The sequence below is a fragment of the Azotobacter tropicalis genome (assembly GCF_059739045.1).
This window is the reverse complement of record NZ_AP046059.1, coordinates 2,030,653-2,050,432: the sequence shown is the minus strand read 5'-3', so window position 1 is coordinate 2,050,432 and position 19,780 is coordinate 2,030,653. Positions and strand designations below refer to the sequence as shown.

The following is a 19,780-nucleotide window of genomic DNA, read 5'->3' as shown; positions in this document are numbered from 1 at the left end:
TAGCATACATGAGCGGCCTTGACCATGGGAAACGCCGGGCCGGCGCGGGCGCCGCCCGCTGGCGCTCCGCTGCCGTTGGTCGCGGCGGCAAACCGCGGCGGGGACGGGCGCTAAGCTCAGGGAAAGAGGCCGCTTTTCCCGACGTCGAGGTGTGGGATGGACGAAGCGAGCGTGCGTGGCGGACTGTACCGGCGCCTGATCGAGCGGATCGCCTGCGCTCTCGCCGGAGCCGAGGCCTCAGGCTGGCGGGGTGGTATGGTGCCGGCCGTGCTGGAGCTGCACGATCTGTCGTCTGCCGAACGGGCATTCATCCGCGCCTGGCTGCGCCAGGACCTGCAGTGGCTGCGCGGCTGGCAAGCGGCGGCCGAGGAGCTGGCGCTGCTCGAGCGCCAGCAGCGTGCCCATCTCTTCGTGCCGAGGGAGCGTCCCGCCGCGCCACCGCGGCTTCGCCCGCTGCGCCATGCCCACTTGCTCTGCGCCCTGTGCGGTCGGGCCGTGCGCTGGCGGCGCGCCGGCAGCATCGCGGCCTGTCCGGTCTGCGCTTCGCGGCTGTTCCGGGTCGCTCGGCGGTGCCGCTCGGGTTAGGCTCTGCGCCTCGCCTGGAGGTGCCGATGCCGTTTCGCTACCTGTTCAAACAACTCCTGCTGCCGCCGTCCGGCCTGCTCCTTCTGCTGGCGCTCGGCTGGTGGCTGCGCCGCCGTGCGCCGCGGACGGCCGGGTTGTGCTTCGTGCTCGGCGCGGGCGGGTTGTGGCTGCTCAGCCTGCCGGTGACGGTGGAATGGGCGGCACGGGCCATCGAGCGCGAGCCGGCGCTGGACGCGGCGCAGTGGCCGCAGCTGGCGCAGCGTGCCGAGGCCATCGTGGTGCTGGGCGGCGGCCGCGAGCGCGGCGATCCGGCCTGGGGCGGCGACCAGCCGAGTCCGCTGGCGCTCGAGCGGCTGCGCTACGCCGCGCGCCTGGCCAAGGCCTCGGGTCTGCCGTTGCTGGCCAGCGGCGGCCTGCATTTCGGCGCGCCGCCCAGCGAGGCGGCGCTGCTCGGCGAGGTGCTGGAGAAGGACCATGGTCTGACGCTGCGCTGGCGCGAGGAGCGCAGCCGCACCACCTGGGAGAATGCCCGCTACAGCGCCGAACTGCTGCAGGCGCAGGGCATCCGCCGGGTGGTGCTGGTGACCCAGGCCTGGCACATGCCGCGGGCGCGCTGGTGCTTCGAGCGGGCCGGCTTTGCGGTGGTGCCGGCCCCGGCGGGCTTCCTCGGCGTGCCCAACGGGCGCCCGCTGGGCGGCTGGCTGCCGGAGGGGCGGGCGCTGTGGCAGAGCGGCCTGCTGCTCAACGAGGCGCTGGGACAACTGGCCTATCCGCTGCTCTACCGCTGAGCCTCGACGGCCGGGCTGGCCGCGGCGCGTTCGGCGCGTCGGCGCAGCAGCGCCCAGCAGAGCAGCAGGGCGGCGAGGGTCGCCAGCGGCCAGGCGCGCCACTGCAGGTAGGGGGTGAGGCCCCGCATCGGCGTCACCTCGCCGTAGAGCACGGCGCGCTGGAACTGCGGCAGCCGCTCGGTGATCCGCCCGAAGGGATCGATCAGCGCGGTGACGCCGTTGTTGGTGGTGCGGATCATCCAGCGGCCGGCTTCCAGGGCGCGCATCTGCGCCATCTGCAGGTGCTGCAGGGGACCGATGGAGGTGCCGAACCAGGCGTCGTTGCTGATGGTGAGCAAGAGATCGCTCTGCGCGGCCAGGCCGGCGGCGAACTCCGGATAGACCACCTCGTAGCAGATGTAGGGGGCGATTCGCCAGCCGCGGGCCTGCAGTAGCGGCTGGTCGGCCGGGCCGCGGGCGAAGTCGGACATCGGCAGGTCGAAGAAGGCGATCAGCCCGCGCAGCAGCTCCTGCAGCGGCACGTACTCGCCGAAGGGCACCAGCTTCTGTTTCAGGTAGGTGCCCGCGCCTTCGCCGGCCACGACGATGCCGTTGTAATAGCGCGGCTCGCCCTGGGCGTTGTGCTGGCGGATCGGCACCCCGGTGAGCAGCGCGATGTTGCGCGGACGGGCGTAGCGGTCGAGGCCGGCGAGGTAGTCCTCGGCGTACTCCTTGAGGATCGGCACCGCGGTTTCCGGCCAGACCACCAGGTCGACCGCCGCGGCGCGCTGCAGGGTGAGGTCGCGGTAGAGCATCAACTGGGCGCTGAGCTGTTCCGGGTCCCATTTGAGGTTCTGCGGCACGTTGCCCTGCACCGCGGCGAGCTTCAGCGGCGCACCGGCCGGCGCGGTCCAGGCGTGTCCCTTGAGCGCCAGGCCGGCACCCCAGGGGGCGAGCAGCAGGCCGAGGGCGCCGACCAGCGCCAGCGGCCGGCGCATCAAGCGCGGCAGGTTGACCGAGAGCGCCGCGGACAGCGCCAGGGCGAAGGACAGCAGCCAGACCCCGCCCAGCGGCGCCAGGCCGGCGAGCGGGCCGTCGAGCTGGCTGTAGCCGGCGTAGAGCCAGGGAAAGCCGGTGAGGAACCAGCCGCGAAAACCCTCCAGGGCCAGCCAGAGGGCGGCGAAACCCAGCGCGTCGGTCAGCGGCGCTTCGCTCCGGCGCAGCCAGCGGCTCCACAGCCAGGCGGGCAGGGCGAAGAAGAACGCCAGGGCGAGCATCAGCGCCAGGGTGAGCAGGCCGGCCAGCGGCAGCGAGGCGGCGCCGTAGTCGTGGATGCTGATATAGATCCAGCTGGTGCCGGCGGCGTAGAGGCCGAAGCCGTAGCACCAGCCGCGCCACAGCGCCGCCCGCGGCGCCAGCTCGCGCAGGCCCAGGTAGAACAGGGCGATGGACAGCAGGGCCAGCGGCCAGAAGTCGAAGGGGCCTGGGCCAGGGGCGTCAGGGCGCCGGCGGCCAGCGCCAGCAGGTTGCCCGGCCAGCCGGGGCGGGTGATCCAGCGCATCGGGATTCCTTGCTCGGAAAAGAGGCGGCGCAAGCTTAATGGAGCGGCCCGCGGCATGCCATGGCAGTCCGGTGAAAGGAAGGAGCAGGGCACCGCATTGCTGCGGTGCCCTGAAGGCTCAGTGGCGCGGCGGGGTCAGGCGCAGCAGGTGGATGCGCCGGCTGTCGGCATTCAGCACGCGGAAGTGGAAGTCGTCGAGGTCGACGGTCTCGTTGCGCTTGGGCAGATGGCCGAAGGCATGGGCCACCAGGCCGCCCAGGGTGTCGAACTCGTTGTCGGGCAGCTGGCTGCCGAAGTGCTTGTTGAAGTCCTCGATCGGCATCAGCGCCTTGATCACGAAATCGCCGCTGGGCAGCTCCTTGATGTAGCTGTCCTCCTCGACGTCGTGCTCGTCCTCGATGTCGCCGACGATCTGCTCGAGCACGTCCTCGATGGTCACCAGGCCGGCGACGCCGCCGTATTCGTCGATGACGATGGCCATGTGATTGTGGGTGCTGCGGAATTCGCGCAGCAGCACGTTCAGGCGCTTGGATTCGGGACGAAGGTCGCCGGGCGCAGCAACTGCTTGAGGTCGCAGGCGCAGGTCTCGCCGGTGCCGCGCAGCAGGAGCGGCAGCAGGTCCTTGGCGAGCAGGATGCCGACGATGTCGTCGAGGCTTTCGCCGATCACCGGATAGCGCGAGTGGGCGGCGTCGATGATGGTCGGCAGGAACTCCTGCGGCGTCTGGCCGGCCTTGACGGTGATCATCTGCGAACGCGGAACCATGATGTCGCGGACCTGCAGGTCGGCGACCTGGATGGCGCCCTCCACGATGGTCAGCGCCTCGCTGTCGAGCAGCTCGTTCTCGTGCGCCTCGTGGAGGATCTCCAGCAGTTCCTGGCGGTTGCGGGGTTCGTGGGCAAAGGCCTGGGTGAGCTTGCTCAGCCAGGATTGCCCGTTGCTCGATCGATCGTCGCTCATCTTCCTTCGCTCGTGGTGCCCGGGGATTCGGGCTGGTCGTCGCCATCGTAGGGATCGGGATAGCCCAGCTCAGCTAGCAAGTCCCGTTCCAGAGATTCCATTTCCTCGGCTTCCGCGTCTTCGATGTGGTCGTAGCCGAGCAGGTGCAGGCAGCCGTGGATCACCAGATGGGCCCAGTGGGCATCCGGCGCCTTGTCCTGTTCGGCCGCCTCGCGCTCGACCACCGGCACGCAGATCACCAGGTCGCCGAGCAGCGGGATGTCCAGCAAGCCGTCGGGCACGTCGGCCGGAAAGGACAGCACGTTGGTCGGGTAGTCCTTGTGCCGCCAGGTGCGGTTCAGCTCGCGGCCTTCCGCCTCGTCGACCAGGCGGATGGTCAGTTCGGAGTCGGCGCTGCGCTGGCGCAGGGCCAGTTCGCACCAGCGGCGGAAGTCGCTCTCGGTGGGCAGCGGCCGGGCGCTGGCCACCTGCAGGTCCAGCTCAAGCATCGCGGCGTCCTTCCGGGTACGGCTCGCCCTGCGGGCGGGGCGGATGGCGCTCCTCGAAGCGCTCGTAGGCCTCGACGATGCGCTGCACCAGCGGATGGCGCACCACGTCCTTGGGCAGGAAGCGGGTGAAGCTGATCCCTGGGATGTCCTTGAGCACTTCCATCACATGGGCCAGACCCGATTTGGTGCCGCGCGGCAGGTCGACCTGGGTGATGTCGCCGGTGATCACCGCGGTGGAGCCGAAGCCGATGCGGGTGAGGAACATCTTCATCTGTTCCAGGGTGGTGTTCTGGCTCTCGTCGAGGATGATGAAGCTGTTGTTCAGGGTGCGGCCGCGCATGTAGGCCAGCGGGGCGATCTCGATCACCTGCTTCTCGATCAGCTTGGCCACCTGTTCGAAACCGAGCATCTCGTAGAGGGCGTCGTACAGCGGGCGCAGATAGGGGTCGATCTTCTGCGCCAGGTCGCCGGGCAAAAAGCCGAGCTTCTCGCCGGCCTCCACCGCCGGGCGCACCAGAAGGATGCGCCGTACCTGCTCGCGCTCCAGGGCGTCCACCGCGCAGGCCACGGCGAGGTAGGTCTTGCCGGTGCCGGCCGGGCCGATGCCGAAGTTGATGTCGTTGTCGAGGATCGCCTTGACGTAGCGCTGCTGGTTGGCGCCGCGCGGGCGGATCAGCCCCTTGCGGGTGCGCAGGGCGACACCGGCTTCGGCCTTGGGATCGGCCAGCGCCTCCATGCCCGATTCCTGGAGATACAGGTGGACCAGCTCCAGCGACAGGTCGGCGCCGTGGGTTTCGCGGTAGAGGCGGCGCAGCAGCTGTTCGGCGGCCTGGGTGTGTTTCGGTTCGCCGAGCAGTTCGAACTGGTTGCCGCGGTTGCGGATCTCGATGTCCAGGCGCTGTTCGATCAGGCGCAGATGTTCGTCGAACTGTCCGCAGAGATTGGCGAAGCGGCGGGCTTCGAAGGGGTCGAGGGTGAAGCGACGGGGTTCTGTGGGTGCGTTCAAGGGCTTTAGAGGACAACCGTCCTGCGGCAGGGTGATGAGGAAAGGATAGCGTTGTCGATGGCGGGGGGAAGCCGGCAAGGCCCGACGAACGGCGGACCCGACGGGCGCCGCCCGCCGGGCCAGACCCTGGCGTGGGCGTCAGTCGAGCAGGCTGCCGCGCAGGGAGTGGGGCAGGGCGTCGTCGATGCGCACCTCGACGAACTGGCCGATCAGCCGCGGGTTGCTCGCCGGGAAGTTGACGATGCGGTTGTTTTCGGTACGGCCCTGGAGCATGCCCGGGTCCTTCTTCGAGTAGTCGCTGACCAGGATGCGCTGGGTGCTGCCGACCATCCGCCGGCTGATCTCGAAGCCCTGCTGGTAGATGCGGTTCTGCAGGATTTGCAGGCGCTGCTTCTTCACTTCCTCCGGGGTGTCGTCGGGCAGCTCCGCCGCCGGGGTGCCGGGACGCGCGCTGTAGACGAAGGAGAAGGAGAAGTCGAAGCCGACCTCCTCGATCAGCTTCATGGTCTGCGCGAAGTCCTGCTCGGTTTCGCCGGGGAAGCCGACGATGAAGTCCGAGCTGATGCTGATGTCCGGCACCGCCGCCTTCAGCTTGCGGATCCGCGACTTGTACTCCAGCGCAGTGTGGTTGCGCTTCATCGCCGCGAGGATCCGGTCGGAGCCGGACTGCACCGGCAGGTGGATGAACTTCACCAGCTCGGGGATCTCGGCGTGGGCCTGGATGATGGCGTCGGAGAATTCCAGCGGGTGGCTGGTGGTGTAGCGCAAACGGTCGATGCCGTCGATGGCGGCGACCAGGTAGAGCAGCTCGGCGAAGTCGACCAGGCGCCCGTCGGCGGCCGTGCCGCGGTAGCCGTTGACGTTCTGGCCGAGCAGGGTGACTTCGCGCACGCCGTTCTCGGCCAGGTGGATGACCTCGGCGAGCACGTCCTCCGGCGGCCGGCTGACCTCCTCGCCGCGGGTGTAGGGCACCACGCAGTAGGTGCAGTACTTGCTGCAGCCCTCCATCACCGAGACGAAGGCGCTCGGGCCGTCGACCCGCGGCTCGGGCAGGCGGTCGAACTTCTCGATCTCCGGGAAGGAGACGTCCACCTGCGGCTGGCGGGTGCTGCGCGCGGCGTCGATCATCTCCGGCAGGCGGTGCAGGGTCTGCGGGCCGAACACCACGTCGACGTAGGGCGCGCGCTCGCGGATCGCCGCGCCTTCCTGGCTGGCCACGCAGCCGCCGACGCCGATCACCAGCGCCGGGTTCCGCTGCTTCAGCTCGCGCCAGCGGCCCAGCTGGGAGAACACCTTTTCCTGGGCCTTTTCGCGGATCGAGCAGGTATTGAGGAGGATGACGTCGGCTTCCGCCGGATTCTCTGTGATTTCCAGAGCCTGGTGCTCACCCAGCAGGTCGGCCATGCGCGAGCTGTCGTACTCGTTCATCTGGCAGCCGTGGGTTTCGATGAAAAGCTTCTTGGCCATGGGGGTCTGGTCTGGGTGATTCGAAGGACCGCGCATTATAGGTAGGTGAAGAAGGCTCGGCCAGAGACGTCGGGCGGGTGGCGCGCCGACCGTCTGCCGCGGCCCTTGTGCTATCCTTCGCAGCCCCTTTGCAGCGATTTCCCCGCAGTCCGATGAGCAAGCGCGACGCCACGATCTACAAGGTGATCTTCCTCAACCAGGGCCAGCTCTACGAGCTGTATGCCAAGCAGATCCGCCAGAGCGATCTGTGGGGCTTTCTGGAGATCGAGGAGTTCGTCTTCGGCGAGCGCACCCAGGTGGTGATCGATCCCGGCGAGGAGCGCCTGCGCAGCCAGTTCGAGGGTGTGCAGCGCAGTTACGTGCCGCTGCACGCGATCGTCCGCATCGACGCGGTGGAGCGCCTGGGCACGGCGCGGATCAGCGAGGCCAAGGGCAGCGGCAACGTCACGCCGTTCCCGCTGCCGCCGATGCCGGACAAGAGCTGAGTTCACGCAGCGTCCGCGGCTCGCGCGGTACGAATCGAGCGGGCCTAGGGCAGCGGCGAGAACGGCGAGCGGCCTTCGAGGGCCTGCAGTTCCATGAGGTAGTTGCGGAAGATCTGGCCGAGCACCTGGGTGGCGATCTCCAGCTCGTTGCGGCTCATCTGCTCGGCGACCAGGTCGGCGCTGTCCAGGGCTTCCTCCGAACCGTTCACCGCGGCCATCTTCAGCACGATGTAGGCCTGCACGTTGTTGGCCGGCACGCCCTCGCCGCGGAAGAACATCAGCCCCAGGCGATGCTGCGCTTCGGCATGGCCCTTGAGCGAGGCCTGTTCGAACCAGTTCAGCGCGCGGGACAGGTCGCGCGGGGTGCGTTTGCCGTCGTAGTAGAACTGGCCCAGCTCGTACTCGGCCTGCAGGTCGCCGTTCTGCGCGGCCTGCTCGCAGCGCGACAGCGCCGCCGGCAGCTCGTCGGCGGGGCTGTCCAGGGCGCAGCTGCCCGGCGCCGGGATCAGCAGGGTGTTCTCCCCGGCCACCACTGGCAGGGAGAAGAAAAATAGCAACAGGCAACCCAGGGTCAGGTTACGGCGGGTCATGGAATCGCTGCGCCTCGAGTCGGAGCGGGCGGTCGCCCGGCCGGCAAAGTGTGCCGGCCGCCACATTATGAATAAGCGGCGCCGGCCTTACAAAGCCTTTACCGTGTTTTGCCACCCCCGCAAGCGGGGGGAGCGGTCCGCCGCTCAGCCCTTGGCCAGGGTGGCGAAGGCGCGCTCGGCGGCGTCGAGAGTGATCGACAGCTCCGTCTCGCCGTGGGCGATCGAGGTGAAGCCGGCCTCGAAGGCGGAAGGCGCCAGATAGACGCCGCCGTCCAGCATCAGGTGGAAGAAGCGCTTGAAGCGCTCGGCGTCGCTGGCCATCACGTCGGCGAAGGTGACGATCTCGTCGGCGCCGCTGAAGTACAGGCCGAACATGCCGCCCGCCTGGGTGGTGACGAAGGGGAGGCCGGCGGCATCGGCGCGTTGCTGCAGGCCGTCGAGCATGCGTGCAGTGTAGTCGCTCAGCTCGGCGTGGAAGCCCGGCCGGCCGATCAGCCGGAGGGTGGCGAGGCCGGCGGCCATGGCCAGCGGATTGCCGGAGAGGGTGCCGGCCTGGTAGACCGGACCGAGCGGGGCGATGCATTCCATGATCGCCCGCTTGCCGCCGAAGCAGCCGACCGGCATGCCGCCGCCGACGATCTTGCCGAAGGTCGAGAGGTCCGGGACGACGCCGTAGTGCGCCTGGGCGCCGCCCAGGGCGACGCGGAAGCCGGTCATCACCTCGTCGAAGATCAGCACCACGCCGTGCTTGTCGCATTGCTCGCGCAGTCCTTCGAGGAAGCCCGGCGCCGGCGGCACGCAGTTCATGTTGCCGGCCACCGGCTCGACGATGATGCAGGCGATGTCCCGGCCGACCTCGGCGAGGGTCTTTTCCACCGCGCCCAGGTCGTTGTAGGGCAGGGTCAGGGTGTGCTTGGCGAAGGCCGCCGGCACGCCGGGGGAGCTGGGCACGCCGAGGGTCAGGGCGCCGGAGCCGGCCTTGACCAGCAGGCTGTCGGAGTGGCCGTGGTAGCAGCCCTCGAACTTGATGATGCTGTCGCGGCCGGTGTAGCCGCGGGCCAGGCGGATCGCGCTCATGGTCGCCTCGGTGCCGGAGCTGACCATGCGCACCATGTCCATCGACGGCACCAGCGAGCAGACCAGCTCGGCCATCTCGGTTTCCAGAGCGGTCGGCGCGCCGTAGGAGAGGCCGTGCTCCAGCTGCCGGCGCACCGCCTCGAGCACCTCCGGATGGCTGTGGCCGAGGATCATCGGCCCCCAGGAGCCGACGTAGTCGACATAGCGCTTGTCGTCCTCGTCGATCACGTAGGCGCCTTCGGCGTGCTTGAAGAACAGCGGGGTGCCGCCGACGCCGCGGAAGGCGCGCACCGGCGAGTTGACGCCGCCGGGGATGTGCTTCTGGGCGTTGGCGAAGAGGGTTTCGGAACGGGACATGTGGGCCTCGCAAGCGTGAGGCGGCGCCGCGCGGCGGGCGCCACCGTGAGGGGAAGTCAGGAGCCTTCGAACAGTTGGCTGAAGGCGCGGGCGCGGCGCTCGACCTCGGCGGCGTTCTCGGCGGCGAACAGCGCGTTGATCACCGCGATCATGGCGGCGCCGCGGCCGATCAGCTCCGGCGCGTTGTCCAGGGTCACGCCGCCGATGGCCACCAGCGGCTGGGGAAGGCGCGCGCGGGCCTCTTCCAGCAGTTCGGGGCTGGCCGGCGGCGCGCCGGGCTTGGTCGAGGAGTCGAAGAAGCGGCCGAAGGCCAGGTAGCTGGCGCCGTCGGCGGCGGCCTGCTCGGCCAGTTCCAGCTGCCCGTGGCAGGTGGCGCCGATGACGGCCTTGGGCCCGAGCAGGGCGCGGGCGGCGGACAGCGAGCCGTCCTGCTGGCCGAGGTGCAGGCCGACGCCCAGGCGCACGGCCAGCTCCAGGTCGTCGTTGACGATCAGCTGCGCGCCGTAGCGCAGGCAGAGGTCGCGCAGCGCTTCGGCCTCGCGCAGCCGGCGGGCATCGTCGTCGGACTTGTCGCGATACTGCAGCAGCCGGGCGCCGCCCCTGAGCGCGGCTTCGACATAGGGCAGGAGCCTGCCGTCGGCGAGCAGCTGGCTGTCGGTGATGGCGTAGAGACCGCGTAGTTTCATGGTGGATTCGCCTCGTCTGCGAAGGGCCGGCGGAAGTTGCCGGGGATGGATCGTCCCCGGCCAGTCAAGCCGATGCGCCCGGCCTGCGCCAGGCGCCGCCGGATCAGCTGCCGAAATCCAGCGGCAGGCGGCGCGGCACGTACTGGCCGTGGCCCGGCGCCTCGGCGTCGCGCAGGGTGCGCCAGGTGTAGTCGAGCGCCGAGCGCACCGCGCTGGCCAGTTCCTCGCCGAGGGCCAGGCGGCCGGCCAGGGCGCTGGCCAGGGTGCAGCCGGAGCCGTGGTAGCTGCCCGGCAGGCGCACGCAGGTGAAGGTCCGGGCGCCGCCGTCCCGCGAGTACAGGCGGTTGTGCACCTCGGTTTCGTCGCCGTGGCCGCCGGTGATCAAGAGGTGCTCGCACTGCTCGAGCAGCCGCTCGGCGCAGGCATCGGCGCTGCCTTCGGGCAGTTCGGCGAGCAGGCGCGCCTCCGGCAGGTTCGGGGTGGCGATGCGGCACAGCGGCAGCAGGCGCTCGCGGATCGCCTGGCCGACCTCGTCCTTGCCCAGCGCGCCGCCGCCGCCGGCGCGCAGCACCGGGTCGCAGACCAGCGGCACGCCGGGCAGGCGCCGGGCGATCTGGGCGACGGTGTCGACCATCTCCAGCGAGCCGAGCATGCCCAGCTTGATCGCGGCGACCGGCAGGTCGGCGATCACCGCCTCGGCCTGGGCCAGCACCCAGGCCGGCTCGAGCACGCGGAAGTCGCTGACGTTGCGGGTGTCCTGCACGGTCAGCGCGGTGACCGCCGGCGCGGCGTGGCAGCCCTGGGCGAGCAGGGCCTCGATGTCCGCCTGCAGGCCGGCGCCGCCACTGGGATCGTGGCCGGACAGGCAGAGGACGACGGGACGAAAGTTCGGCATGTTCATGGCGTGCGAGCTTACCACTAATCGCCCGGGCGGAACCCTCGTCGGATGCGCCCGTCGCAGCGGGGCTCGCGTGCTTCACTCAACGGAGCAACCGCCCGCCGAGGAGCGCCCCCATGGACCTGCACCAGTACGCCGAAACCCACGAGGTGACCAACCAGGTGCCGCCCCTGGACGGCGCCAACCTCTACCGCATCGACCGGCCGCTGCAGGAATGGCTGTGCCGCTACGACGGCGACTGGGCGGACCGGCAGCTGGAGGCCTATGGCGCGCTGGCCGGCGGGCCGCTGCTGGCGGCCGGCTTCGCCGCCAACGAGAACCGGCCGCTCTTCCGTAGCCACGACCGCTACGGCCAGCGCATCGACCAGGTGGACTTCCACCCCGCCTACCACGAGCTGATGGCCACCGCCATCGACCACGGCCTGCCGGCGCTGCCCTGGCGCGAGCCGCGCCCCGGCGCCCAGGTGGCCCGCGCCGGGCTGATGTACCTGCACAACCAGGTCGAGGCCGGCACCGCCTGTCCGCTGACCATGACCTTCGCCAGCGTGGCGGCGCTGCGCCAGCAGCCAGAGATCGCCGAGCGCTGGCTGCCCAAGGTGCTGGCCGGCGACTACGATTCGCGCAACCTGCCGATGGAGCGCAAGAGCGGCGTGACCCTCGGCATGGCGATGACCGAGAAGCAGGGCGGCACCGACGTGCGCGCCAACACCACCCGCGCCTGGCCGGTCGGCGCCGCGGGGCCGGGGCAGGCTTACGAGCTGCTCGGCCACAAGTGGTTCTGCTCGGCGCCGATGAGCGATGCCTTCCTCACCCTGGCCTACAGCGATGGCGGGCTGTCCTGCTTCCTGCTGCCGCGCCACCGCCCGGACGGCGGGCGCAACCAGCTGTACATCCAGCGCCTGAAGAACAAGCTGGGCAACTGGTCGAACGCCTCCGCCGAGGTGGAATACCGCGGCGCCCTGGCCTGGATGATCGGCGAGGAGGGGCGCGGCGTGAACACCATCCTGGAGATGGTCGGCCTGACCCGCTTCGACTGCATGATCGGCTCCAGCGCGCTGATGCGCCAGGCGCTGACCCAGGCGCTGCACCACTGCGCGCACCGCCTGGTCGGCGGCCAGGTGCTGATCGAGCACGCGCTGATGCAGAACGTGCTGGCCGACCTGGCCCTGGAAAGCGAGGCGGCACTGGCCCTGACCCTGCGCCTGGCACGGGCGCTGGATCATGGCGAGGACGAGAGCGAGCGGCTGCTCGCCCGGCTGCTCACCGCGATCGGCAAGTACTGGATCTGCAAGCGCGCTCCGGAAATGATCGGCGAGGCCGCCGAGTGCCTGGGCGGCGCCGGCTACGTCGAGGAGAGCCTCCTGCCGCGGCTGTACCGCGAGGCGCCGGTCAACTCGATCTGGGAGGGTTCGGGCAACGTGCAGTGCCTGGACGTGCTGCGCGTGCTCGGCAAGGAGCCGCAAGCGCTGGAGGCGCTGTTCGACGAGCTGGACGGCGGCCACGGCGATGCGCGGCTCAAGGCGCGCATCGAATGGCTCAGGAAGGCGCTGGCCGACCGCACCGAGATCCACTACTGCGCCCGCCGGCTGGTCGAGGAGCTGGCCGTGACCCTGCAGGCCGGGCTGCTGCTGGAGGCCGGCAACGCAGCGGTGTCGGACGCCTTCATCCACAGCCGCCTCGGCGAAGGCGGCCGGGTCTACGGCACCCTGCCGCGCGGCCTGGAGGTGGAGAAGCTGCTGGCGCGCAGCGCGCCGCAGCCGGTCTAGGCGGCGCTCAGGCCTCAAGGAACAGCATCCGCGGCGGCTCGTGCATCAGAAAGTGCTGGTGCGAGATGTTCCAGGCGTAGGCGCCGGCCAGGGTGAACACCAGCAGGTCGCCGACCGCCAGGGCGGCCACCGGCTGCTGGCGGGCCAGCACGTCCTTGGGCGTGCACAGCTGGCCGACCAGAGTCACTGGCTGGTTCTCCAGCTCCGCCGGGCGTTCGCCGCGGACCACCACGAAGGGATGGTCGTGGCCCTGGGCCGCCGGGGTGCGGAAGTGGTGGGTGCCGCCGCGGGCCACGGCGAAGTACTGGCCGTGGTTGCGCTTGATGTCCAGCACCTCCATCAGGTAGTAGCCGCAGGCGGCGCTGAGGAAGCGGCCGATCTCGAAGCGGATGCGCGTGCCGGCCATGCCTTCCTCGGCGATTAGCGCCGCCAGTCCCGCGCAGAAGCCCGACCAGTCGAAGGAGCGGGCGTGGTCCTGGTAATTGATGCCCATGCCGCCGCCGACGTTGAGCAGTTCCAGGTCCAGGCCGTAGCGCGCGTTCAGCTGGCGGAAGCAGCGGAAGTAGCTGCGCATCAGCTGCAGGTGGGCGCTGGTGTCCAACTGGTGGGAGAGCAGGTGGAAGTGCAGGCCCTCAAGCTTCAGCCAGGGCTCGCCGGCGAGCAGCGCCAGGGCCTCGTCCAGGGCCTCCTCGTCGAGGCCGAAGGGGGTCGGCTTGCCGCCCATCACCAGGCGGCTGTCCGGCGCCTCGTCGAGCTTGAGGTTGAGGCGCAGCAGCACCGGGGCCGGGCGGCCATGGGCCTTGGCGACGACCGCCAGGCGGCGCAGCTCGCCGAGGCTCTCGACGTGGAAGGCGGAGAGCCCGCAGTCCATGGCGGCGGCCAGTTCGCTGTCCAGCTTGCCGGGGCCGCCGAAGATCAGCGGCTTGTCCGGATGACACTCGTGGAGCCAGCGCAGCTCGCCGCCGGAGGCCGCCTCGAAGCCGTCGACCCAGGGCGCCAGGGTGCGCAGGATCGGCGCCTCGGGGTTGGCCTTGGCGGCGTAGAACAGCTCGCAGCCGGCCGGCAGCGCCTCGCGCACGGCGCGGGCATGGCGCGCCAGCGCCGGCAGGTCGTAGACATAGGCGCACAGCGGCTCGGCGCAGGAGCGGCGCAGCCCGGCGATGGCCTGTTGGACGGACGCGGGCAGGCTCATCGGCACTCTCCACAGCAGGCGGTGGCACCCGCGGCGGTCAGCGGGTTGGGCAGGGCGGTGTAGCCGGCCTCGCGGTCGGCCTTCATCAGCAGGCGGGTCATGAAGTTCTCCTTGCTCGGCAGGGGCGCGCCGGCGCACAGCTCGCGCAGCGCCGGCGGGTCGCCGAGCGGCGCGCGCTGCGCTTCGAGGAGGTCGGCGATCTCGCGCCACAGGCGTTTCTCCAGCGCCGCATCGCCGCCCGCCAGGTGGAACACGGCCTCGCCGAGGTTGTTGACCAGGGCGCAGTAGGCGACCCGCTTCCAGGCCTTGTCGGCGTCGTAGTGCAGCGAGGCGCGGGTGCGTTCGTCGAGGTGGGCGAGGCGCTCGGCCGGCCAGTGCTCGGGGACCAGCTTGGTGCCCTCCAGGTCGCGGATCCACACCCGGCAGGGCAGGCCCTGGGCGTCGAAGCCGAGCAGGGTGTTCTGCAGGTGCGGCTCGAGCACCACGCCGTGGCGGAACAGGCAATGCAGCGAGCCGCCGAGCAGCAGCCCGGCGTAGGCGCGCAGCCAGCGCACGGCGGCCTCGGCCGGGTCCACGCCGAGCTGCGCCGCGCAGTGCGCGACCAACGGCTGGCAGGCGCTGATGCCGTCCAGGGTCCAGGTGAACAGGGCCATGGCGACCCGCGGCTGGTAGCGCGCGCGGCTGGCCTCGTCGAGGTTCTGCCGGTAGAGGATGCCGAAGCACTCGGTGACCTCGCGGGCCTCCTCCGCGCTGCCGTAGGCGGACAGGTCCAGGGTGCTGGCGGCCGGCTCGGGCATCAGCGCGAAGCCCGGCTGGCTGGCGTCCAGTTCGCTCATCAGCGGGCCGAGCAGGCGGGTCAGGGCCACCGCGCTGTCCAGCTCGTACCAGGCGTTCTTGCGCACGCAGTTGGTCAGCCGCACGTGGATCGAGAATTTCAGGAAATGGCTCAGCGCCGGGTGGTAGAGAGTGCGCACCGAGGAGGTCGGGTAGAGCGCCAGGCCCTGCGGGCCGAGGTATTCGAGCAGGCCGAGGTCGCGCACCCGCTGGACCAGCGGGTCGGCCAGCACCCGCGCAACCTCCCAGGGGTGGCAGGGGTAGAGGTGCTCGGCGCCGGCGACCTGGGCGAGCAGGCCGCGCGGGTCGTCGCCCTGGTGGCGGATCAGCGCAGGGTCGACGCGGAACCAGTGCAGCGCGAACTGCGCGCCGACTTCCGGCGAGCAGGCCAAGAGGTCGGCCTCGGAAACGCCGTCGCGGCTTTTCGGCGTCGGGTGCAGGGCATGGCCCCAGACCTGGCCCTGCTCGGAGCGCAACAGCGTGTCGGCGGGATCGTGGTTGGCGGCGCGGGCGTGGGTGAGAAAGGTGCGGGTGATGCGCAAGCTGTTGTCGATCTGCTCGAGCAGCTCGCCGTGGCGTTCCGGGCCGTTCAGCGGGGCGAGCAGCAGACGCGCCAGCTCGGCGGCGTCGAGCGGTCGCCAGCCCTGGCCATGGCCCTTGAAGTAGGGCGGGCTGACGAAGCGGCAGCGGCCGAGCACGCTGGTGCGGTCGGCGAGCAGCGCCAGGCGGCTGCCGTCGGCGAGCTGGATGCCGACGCAGCGGCCTTCGGCGTGGCGCAGGGTCATCGGCAGGTCCGGCGCCTGGCAGTCGAGGCTCGCCTCGCCGCGCGGCAGGGCGTACTCGCGCAGGTAGCAGTTGAGCAGGCAGTCGATGGCGTGGCGCTGGGCCTCGCCGTCCAGGGTGCGTTCGTAGGGGGAGCGGGCGACACGGATCATGGGGCAATCTCCGGCGAGCGTATGAATAGAGGGTGGGCCACGGCCAGCGCGGCGAGCGCGGCCAGGCAGGCGATCAGGAAGGGCATGGCGATGCCGTAGTGCTGGCAGGCCAGGCCGGCGACCAGGCCGGCGGCGGTGCCGGCCCACTTGCCGCTGGCATCGAACCAGCCGAACAGCCGGCCGGCGCCGCCGGCGCGGCGCCGCGCGGCGAGGCAGCGGTGCAGGCCGACGAAGGCGAGCAGCATGCCCAGCCCGGCGAGCAGGCGCAGGGCGAACAAGAGCTCGGCCGGCAGGCGCAGGAACTGCAGCAGGTTGCCGAGCGCCAGCAGGGCGAGCCCGGCCGGCAGCAGCGGGCCGCTCCGGCGCTGGACCCAGGGCAGGGCGAGCAGGTAGACCAGGTGCGGCAGGCTGTAGAGCAGGCCGATCAGCGCGTCGTTGGCGATGCCCAAGGCTTCGCCGTAGGGCACGAAGTAGGGGAAGGTCACCACCATGGCGAAGCTGAACAGGAACTGCACGGCGAGCAGGCGCAGCAGATCGGCCGGCAGCTCGCCGGCCTCCGGCTTGCCGTCCGCGCTCCGCGCCTCGGCGCGTGGCGCATCGGCCGGCAGCGGCAGGACCAGCAGGAAGGCGGCGAGCGGCAGCCAGGCCAGGTAGCGGTACATCTCGACGCCCAGGCCGGCGCCGGCCAGCAGGCCGACCAGCACCGGGCCGCTGAGCATCGCCAGGCGCGCCGAGTACTGGGTCAGGTTGAGGGCGCGCGACAGGCCTTCGCCGTCGAGCTGGGTCGCCAGGTAGGCGTTCGACGCCGCCATGGCGCCGCCGAAGGTGCCCTGGACGATCAGCGCGAGGGTGAAGACCGCCAGGTTCGGGCTGAACCCGGCGAGCAGGAAGCCGGCGGCGAGGCCGGCGTGGGCGCGCAGCAGCGACAGCCGGCAGCCGTGGCGGTCGGCCAGGCGACCCCAGAGCGGCGCCGCCAGCGCGGTGCAGAGCGTCGGCAGCACGTAGAGCGCGCCGATGCTCCAGGTCGGCGCCGCGCTGCCCAGATCGGCGAGGATGCGCGGCAGGAACAGCGGCGCACCCAGGGCGGTGAAGGCCGACAGGTAGTGGCCAAGCAGGACGCTGGCGGTCAGTCGCCGGGACATGGGGCCGTATCCTGGAGGAAGTTCGCCGCGCTGTAGCCGTAGAACTTGTTGATGTCCGCCGCGCCGGAGCGCTCCTTGCTGAACAGGCTGCCGGCGCTGAGCAGGTACTTCACCGGCAGTTTCGGGGCCTCGAGCAGGAAGCGGCGCGCCTCCTCGACATCCACGCCTTCGCCCTCCAGCGCATCGAGGGCGGCGCGCAGGCGCTGGCGCAGGACGGCGTAGAGCGCTTCGCGCCCGGCCAGACCGGCTGCGGCGATGGCCTCCAGCGGCGCGACGATGTTCAGCTGCAGGGTGATGGTGCAGAACATCTCCGCCAGGGGCTGCACGCCGTCGACGCGAATCCGCTCGTCGCGCAGTTCGGCCAGGCGCGGCGCCAGGTCCGGGCAGGCGGCAGCGAAGCGCGCCGGCCAGAGCCGCGCGGCGTCGTTGTCCTTCATCAGCAGGTGCAGCGGCCGGCCGGCCTCGAAGAGCAGCACGGCGTTCTGCTGGTTGGCTTCCAGGGCGATGCCGTAGCGCAGCCAGAGGCGCAGGTGCACGGCGAAGAGCAGGTCGAGGTAGTCCTGCCACCAGGCCAGCAGGTCGCCGCCGTGGAAGCGCTCGACCAGCGCCTCGACCAGCAGCCGGCCGTCGGGCAGACGGCTGGCCAGGGCGGCGACCGGCACCAGGCTGGCCTGCTCCAGGCCCGCCGGGTAGCGGCGCACGATGTAGGCCAGGTGGCGCTCGCCGGCGGCATGCCCGCCGTGCTGCTCGTCGACGTGCAGATAGCGCGTGCCGAGCTGGGCGTCGCGGGCGGCGAGCGCTTCGAGGACGGTCTGGAACCAGTGGCCGTCGTACAGGGTGCTCGGCTTGATCAGCCGCAGGTTGCGCGCGCCGAGGGTGCGCACCAAGAGCGGCAGCTTGATGTGGCAGCGCGGGTCCGCGACGCACAGCACGGTGCGCACCGAGAGGGTCGGCTCCACTTCCAGAGCACCGAGCGGCGCGCGCAGGCAGCCTTCCGGCAGGCCGTGGGCGTCCAGCTCGGGCCAGGTCAGCGGGTGCACCGGCAGCAGGGCGTGGCTGTCCTCCAGCGCCGGGTCCAGGCCGACCGCGGCGAAGCTCGGCCAGAGCGCCGGCGGCGCGCTGGTCTGCTCGAGGAGCGCTCTGGGCACGGCCAGCCAGTTGAGCCGGAAGCGCGGTGCGAACTCCGGGGCGTAGCCCTGCAGGGCCGCGGCGTCGAAGCCGCTCTTGGCCCGCGCGGTGGGGTAGAAGGGATGGTCCAGGTAGCTGGCCAGGCGGTCGATACCGAGCAGGCGCCGACCCCAGTCCGCTTCGACGAGAACCTCGTCCAGATCGACGGCGTGCGTGGCATAGGCCTCGCGGCACAGGCGGCGGTGCTCGGCCGCGCAGTCGGCTTCCGCGACGTAGTCGGCGAACAGCGCTAGGCTCTCGGCATCCAGGTCGCTGGCCAGGTGTTCGAGCCAGCGGCGGTAGCCCTGCTCCAGGTGCACGCTGTCGCCCTGGCGGCGCAGCCAGCGGTCGCCGACCGCGCTCCAGTCCTGCAGCGGCGCGCCGCGGCGCACCGGCAGCCAGAGTTCGCCGCCGCCCAGGTGGTCGATGCACAGCCAGTCCGCTTCCGCCGGCTGCGGCCAGTGGGCGGCCAGCTCGGCCGGCAGGGCGCCCGGCCGTGCCCGGCCGAGCAGGCCGCGGATGTCCTCGCGCAGGCAGCAGTCGAGGATGCGCTGGCCGATGGCCGCGCGGTCTTGGTCCGCTGTGTTCGCGTTCATACCAGCTCCCAGCGCAGATCGCTGCGCGCGGCATCGAAGCGCGCGGCGAGCGCGGCGGCGTCGGAAGCGATCAGGCGCAGCACGCCCAGGTAGTCCTTGTTCGAGTTGCTCAGGCGGATTTCCTCGCCGACCTCGCGCAGCGCGCAGTAGTCGACCCAGTAGCCGTCGCCCTCGTCGCGAAAACTCGGGCTGGCCGCCTGCAGGCGGCCGCCGTGCGGGGCGACCAGGTAGTGCACCAGGGCCTCGGCGCTGCTGTTTTCGGTGTCGTCCAGCGGCTCGCCCAGGTGCAGGGCGAGGATGCGCTCGAACCAGCCCTGCGGCAGCAGGCGGTCGAGGAGGAACTCGCGGCCGTCGCCGATGCTGCGGTAGTTGATCTCGACCAGCACCGGGCCGTCGGCGGTGAGGATGAATTCGCTGTGGCAGACGCCGAAGTTGACGCCGAAGGCGGCGACCTGGGCCAGCGCCGCGTTGCGCACGGCCCGCCCGATGGGGCCGTTCCAGCGCGCTTCGAGCTCGACGAAGTGCGGCGGCGGCGAGAGGCTCACGTCGAAGCCGCCGATGGGCTGCAGGCGCTGGCCGTCGCCGAGGGTTTCCAGGGTGAACAGCGGACCCTGCATGTAGGCCTCGAGGAGCAGCGCACGGTTCGGCTGGCGCTGCCAGAAGGCCTCGCAGTAGGCGGCCAGTTCGGCGGCGTTGCGGCACAGCTGCACGTCCAGGCTGGCGACGCCCTCGCGCGGCTTGGCGACCAGCGGGAAAGGCGCGTCCGCCGGCAGCGCCGTACCGGGAGTCAGCACCTGGAACCAGGGGCCGGGCAGACCGAGGCGCTGCAGGCGCTCGCGCATCTCCGCCTTGTTCTTCGCCGCGTGGCAGATCCGCCAGTCCTTGCCGGGGCAGTCGAAGGCTTCGGCCACCAGGGCGCAGCTGGTCTGCAGGTGGTCGCTGTTGGAGAACACCGCCCGCGGGCGCTGGCCGTGGGCGTGCAGCAGCTCGATCACCGCCATCGGGTTGAAGACGTCGCATTCGAGGATCTCCAGCCCGTCGAGCGAGATCCCCGCGTCGGCCAGGTGGCGCCAATGGCCCTGGGCATGGTCGGTGATGAGCAGAAGCGGGTGCCCGTGCCGCTGCGCGGCAGGCAGGAAGCCTTCGCAGACGGCATGGGTGGCGACGTGACTGAGAATGACGAAAGGCCTTTGCATGAGCGTTCTCCGGGCAGGAGCCGTC

The 19,780-nt window shown here is 71.0% G+C and carries 16 protein-coding genes and 2 pseudogenes; 4 read left to right on the top strand and 14 right to left on the bottom strand.

Annotated elements, in window-relative coordinates:
* Window positions 1-156: 156 nt before the first annotated feature.
* Together Atro_RS09610 and Atro_RS09605 are read left to right on the top strand one after the other, a co-directional pair.
* A complete protein-coding gene (locus Atro_RS09610; RefSeq protein ID WP_497927403.1) occupies window positions 157-585 on the top strand; it encodes a hypothetical protein in 429 nt (142 codons plus the stop codon).
* Window positions 586-611: 26 nt separating this feature from the next.
* Entirely contained in the window at window positions 612-1,373 is a 762-nt protein-coding gene (locus Atro_RS09605; RefSeq protein WP_497927402.1) for a YdcF family protein, read from the top strand.
* On the opposite strand, the pseudogene lnt reads toward Atro_RS09605, so the two are convergent.
* From lnt to miaB, 5 genes and pseudogenes are all read right to left on the bottom strand, one after another.
* Window positions 1,364-2,913: pseudogene (lnt, locus tag Atro_RS09600) on the bottom strand (apolipoprotein N-acyltransferase). The gene Atro_RS09605 and the pseudogene lnt sit on opposite strands and share 10 nt — an antisense overlap.
* A 118-nt stretch (window positions 2,914-3,031) precedes the next feature.
* Window positions 3,032-3,873: pseudogene (locus Atro_RS09595) on the bottom strand (CorC family transporter).
* The gene (gene ybeY, locus Atro_RS09590) at window positions 3,870-4,361 is read right to left on the bottom strand and encodes an rRNA maturation RNase YbeY (protein WP_497927401.1); all 492 of its coding nucleotides are present in this window, start codon (window positions 4,359-4,361) and stop codon (window positions 3,870-3,872) included. Before ybeY ends, Atro_RS09595 begins: the two are co-directional and overlap by 4 nt.
* A complete protein-coding gene (locus Atro_RS09585) occupies window positions 4,354-5,367 on the bottom strand; it encodes a PhoH family protein (protein WP_497927400.1) in 1,014 nt (337 codons plus the stop codon). Before Atro_RS09585 ends, ybeY begins: the two co-directional genes overlap by 8 nt.
* A 138-nt stretch (window positions 5,368-5,505) precedes the next feature.
* Complete coding sequence (miaB, locus tag Atro_RS09580) at window positions 5,506-6,834, bottom strand: tRNA (N6-isopentenyl adenosine(37)-C2)-methylthiotransferase MiaB (RefSeq protein WP_497927399.1); 1,329 nt, start codon at window positions 6,832-6,834, stop codon at window positions 5,506-5,508.
* Window positions 6,835-6,986: 152 nt separating this feature from the next.
* Here miaB and Atro_RS09575 point away from each other — a divergent pair, with 152 nt between their 5' ends.
* Window positions 6,987-7,319 carry a DUF1820 family protein gene (locus Atro_RS09575; protein WP_497927398.1) on the top strand — a complete coding sequence of 111 codons (333 nt, stop codon included), beginning with the start codon at window positions 6,987-6,989 and terminating at the stop codon, window positions 7,317-7,319.
* Window positions 7,320-7,363: 44 nt separating this feature from the next.
* Here the strand turns inward: Atro_RS09575 and Atro_RS09570 are convergent, their stop codons facing one another.
* The 4 genes from Atro_RS09570 to Atro_RS09555 form a co-directional block, all read right to left on the bottom strand.
* On the bottom strand, window positions 7,364-7,909 hold the full coding sequence (locus Atro_RS09570) for a tetratricopeptide repeat protein (RefSeq protein WP_497927397.1): 546 nt from the start codon (window positions 7,907-7,909) through the stop codon (window positions 7,364-7,366).
* A 144-nt stretch (window positions 7,910-8,053) separates the two neighbouring features.
* Window positions 8,054-9,343, bottom strand: a complete 1,290-nt coding sequence (hemL, locus tag Atro_RS09565) for a glutamate-1-semialdehyde 2,1-aminomutase (RefSeq protein WP_497927396.1) — start codon at window positions 9,341-9,343, stop codon at window positions 8,054-8,056.
* Between the two features lie 56 nt (window positions 9,344-9,399).
* Entirely contained in the window at window positions 9,400-10,029 is a 630-nt protein-coding gene (thiE, locus tag Atro_RS09560) for a thiamine phosphate synthase (RefSeq protein WP_497927395.1), read from the bottom strand.
* 103 nt (window positions 10,030-10,132) lie between these two features.
* Window positions 10,133-10,930 (bottom strand): hydroxymethylpyrimidine/phosphomethylpyrimidine kinase, encoded by a 798-nt coding sequence (locus Atro_RS09555; RefSeq protein WP_497927394.1) that lies wholly within the window; start codon window positions 10,928-10,930, stop codon window positions 10,133-10,135.
* 113 nt (window positions 10,931-11,043) lie between these two features.
* Between Atro_RS09555 and Atro_RS09550 the strand changes: the two genes are divergently transcribed.
* Entirely contained in the window at window positions 11,044-12,693 is a 1,650-nt protein-coding gene (locus Atro_RS09550; protein WP_497927393.1) for an acyl-CoA dehydrogenase family protein, read from the top strand.
* Between the two features lie 7 nt (window positions 12,694-12,700).
* On the opposite strand, the gene Atro_RS09545 is transcribed toward Atro_RS09550, so the two are convergent.
* The 5 genes from Atro_RS09545 to Atro_RS09525 are packed head-to-tail and all read right to left on the bottom strand — an operon-like array spanning window position 12,701 to window position 19,755.
* A complete protein-coding gene (locus Atro_RS09545) occupies window positions 12,701-13,891 on the bottom strand; it encodes a type III PLP-dependent enzyme (protein WP_497927392.1) in 1,191 nt (396 codons plus the stop codon).
* Window positions 13,882-15,654, bottom strand: a complete 1,773-nt coding sequence (locus Atro_RS09540; protein WP_497927391.1) for an IucA/IucC family protein — start codon at window positions 15,652-15,654, stop codon at window positions 13,882-13,884. Before Atro_RS09540 ends, Atro_RS09545 begins: the two co-directional genes overlap by 10 nt.
* Window positions 15,651-16,796, bottom strand: coding sequence for an MFS transporter (locus tag Atro_RS09535; protein ID WP_497927390.1), 1,146 nt, complete (start codon window positions 16,794-16,796; stop codon window positions 15,651-15,653). Before Atro_RS09535 ends, Atro_RS09540 begins: the two co-directional genes overlap by 4 nt.
* Window positions 16,781-18,559: an IucA/IucC family protein gene (locus tag Atro_RS09530; protein WP_497927389.1), complete on the bottom strand. Its 1,779-nt coding sequence runs from the start codon at window positions 18,557-18,559 to the stop codon at window positions 16,781-16,783. Before Atro_RS09530 ends, Atro_RS09535 begins: the two co-directional genes overlap by 16 nt.
* Entirely contained in the window at window positions 18,556-19,755 is a 1,200-nt protein-coding gene (locus Atro_RS09525; RefSeq protein ID WP_497927388.1) for an ATP-grasp domain-containing protein, read from the bottom strand. The genes Atro_RS09530 and Atro_RS09525 overlap by 4 nt, the downstream gene beginning before the upstream one ends.
* Window positions 19,756-19,780 lie beyond the last annotated feature (25 nt).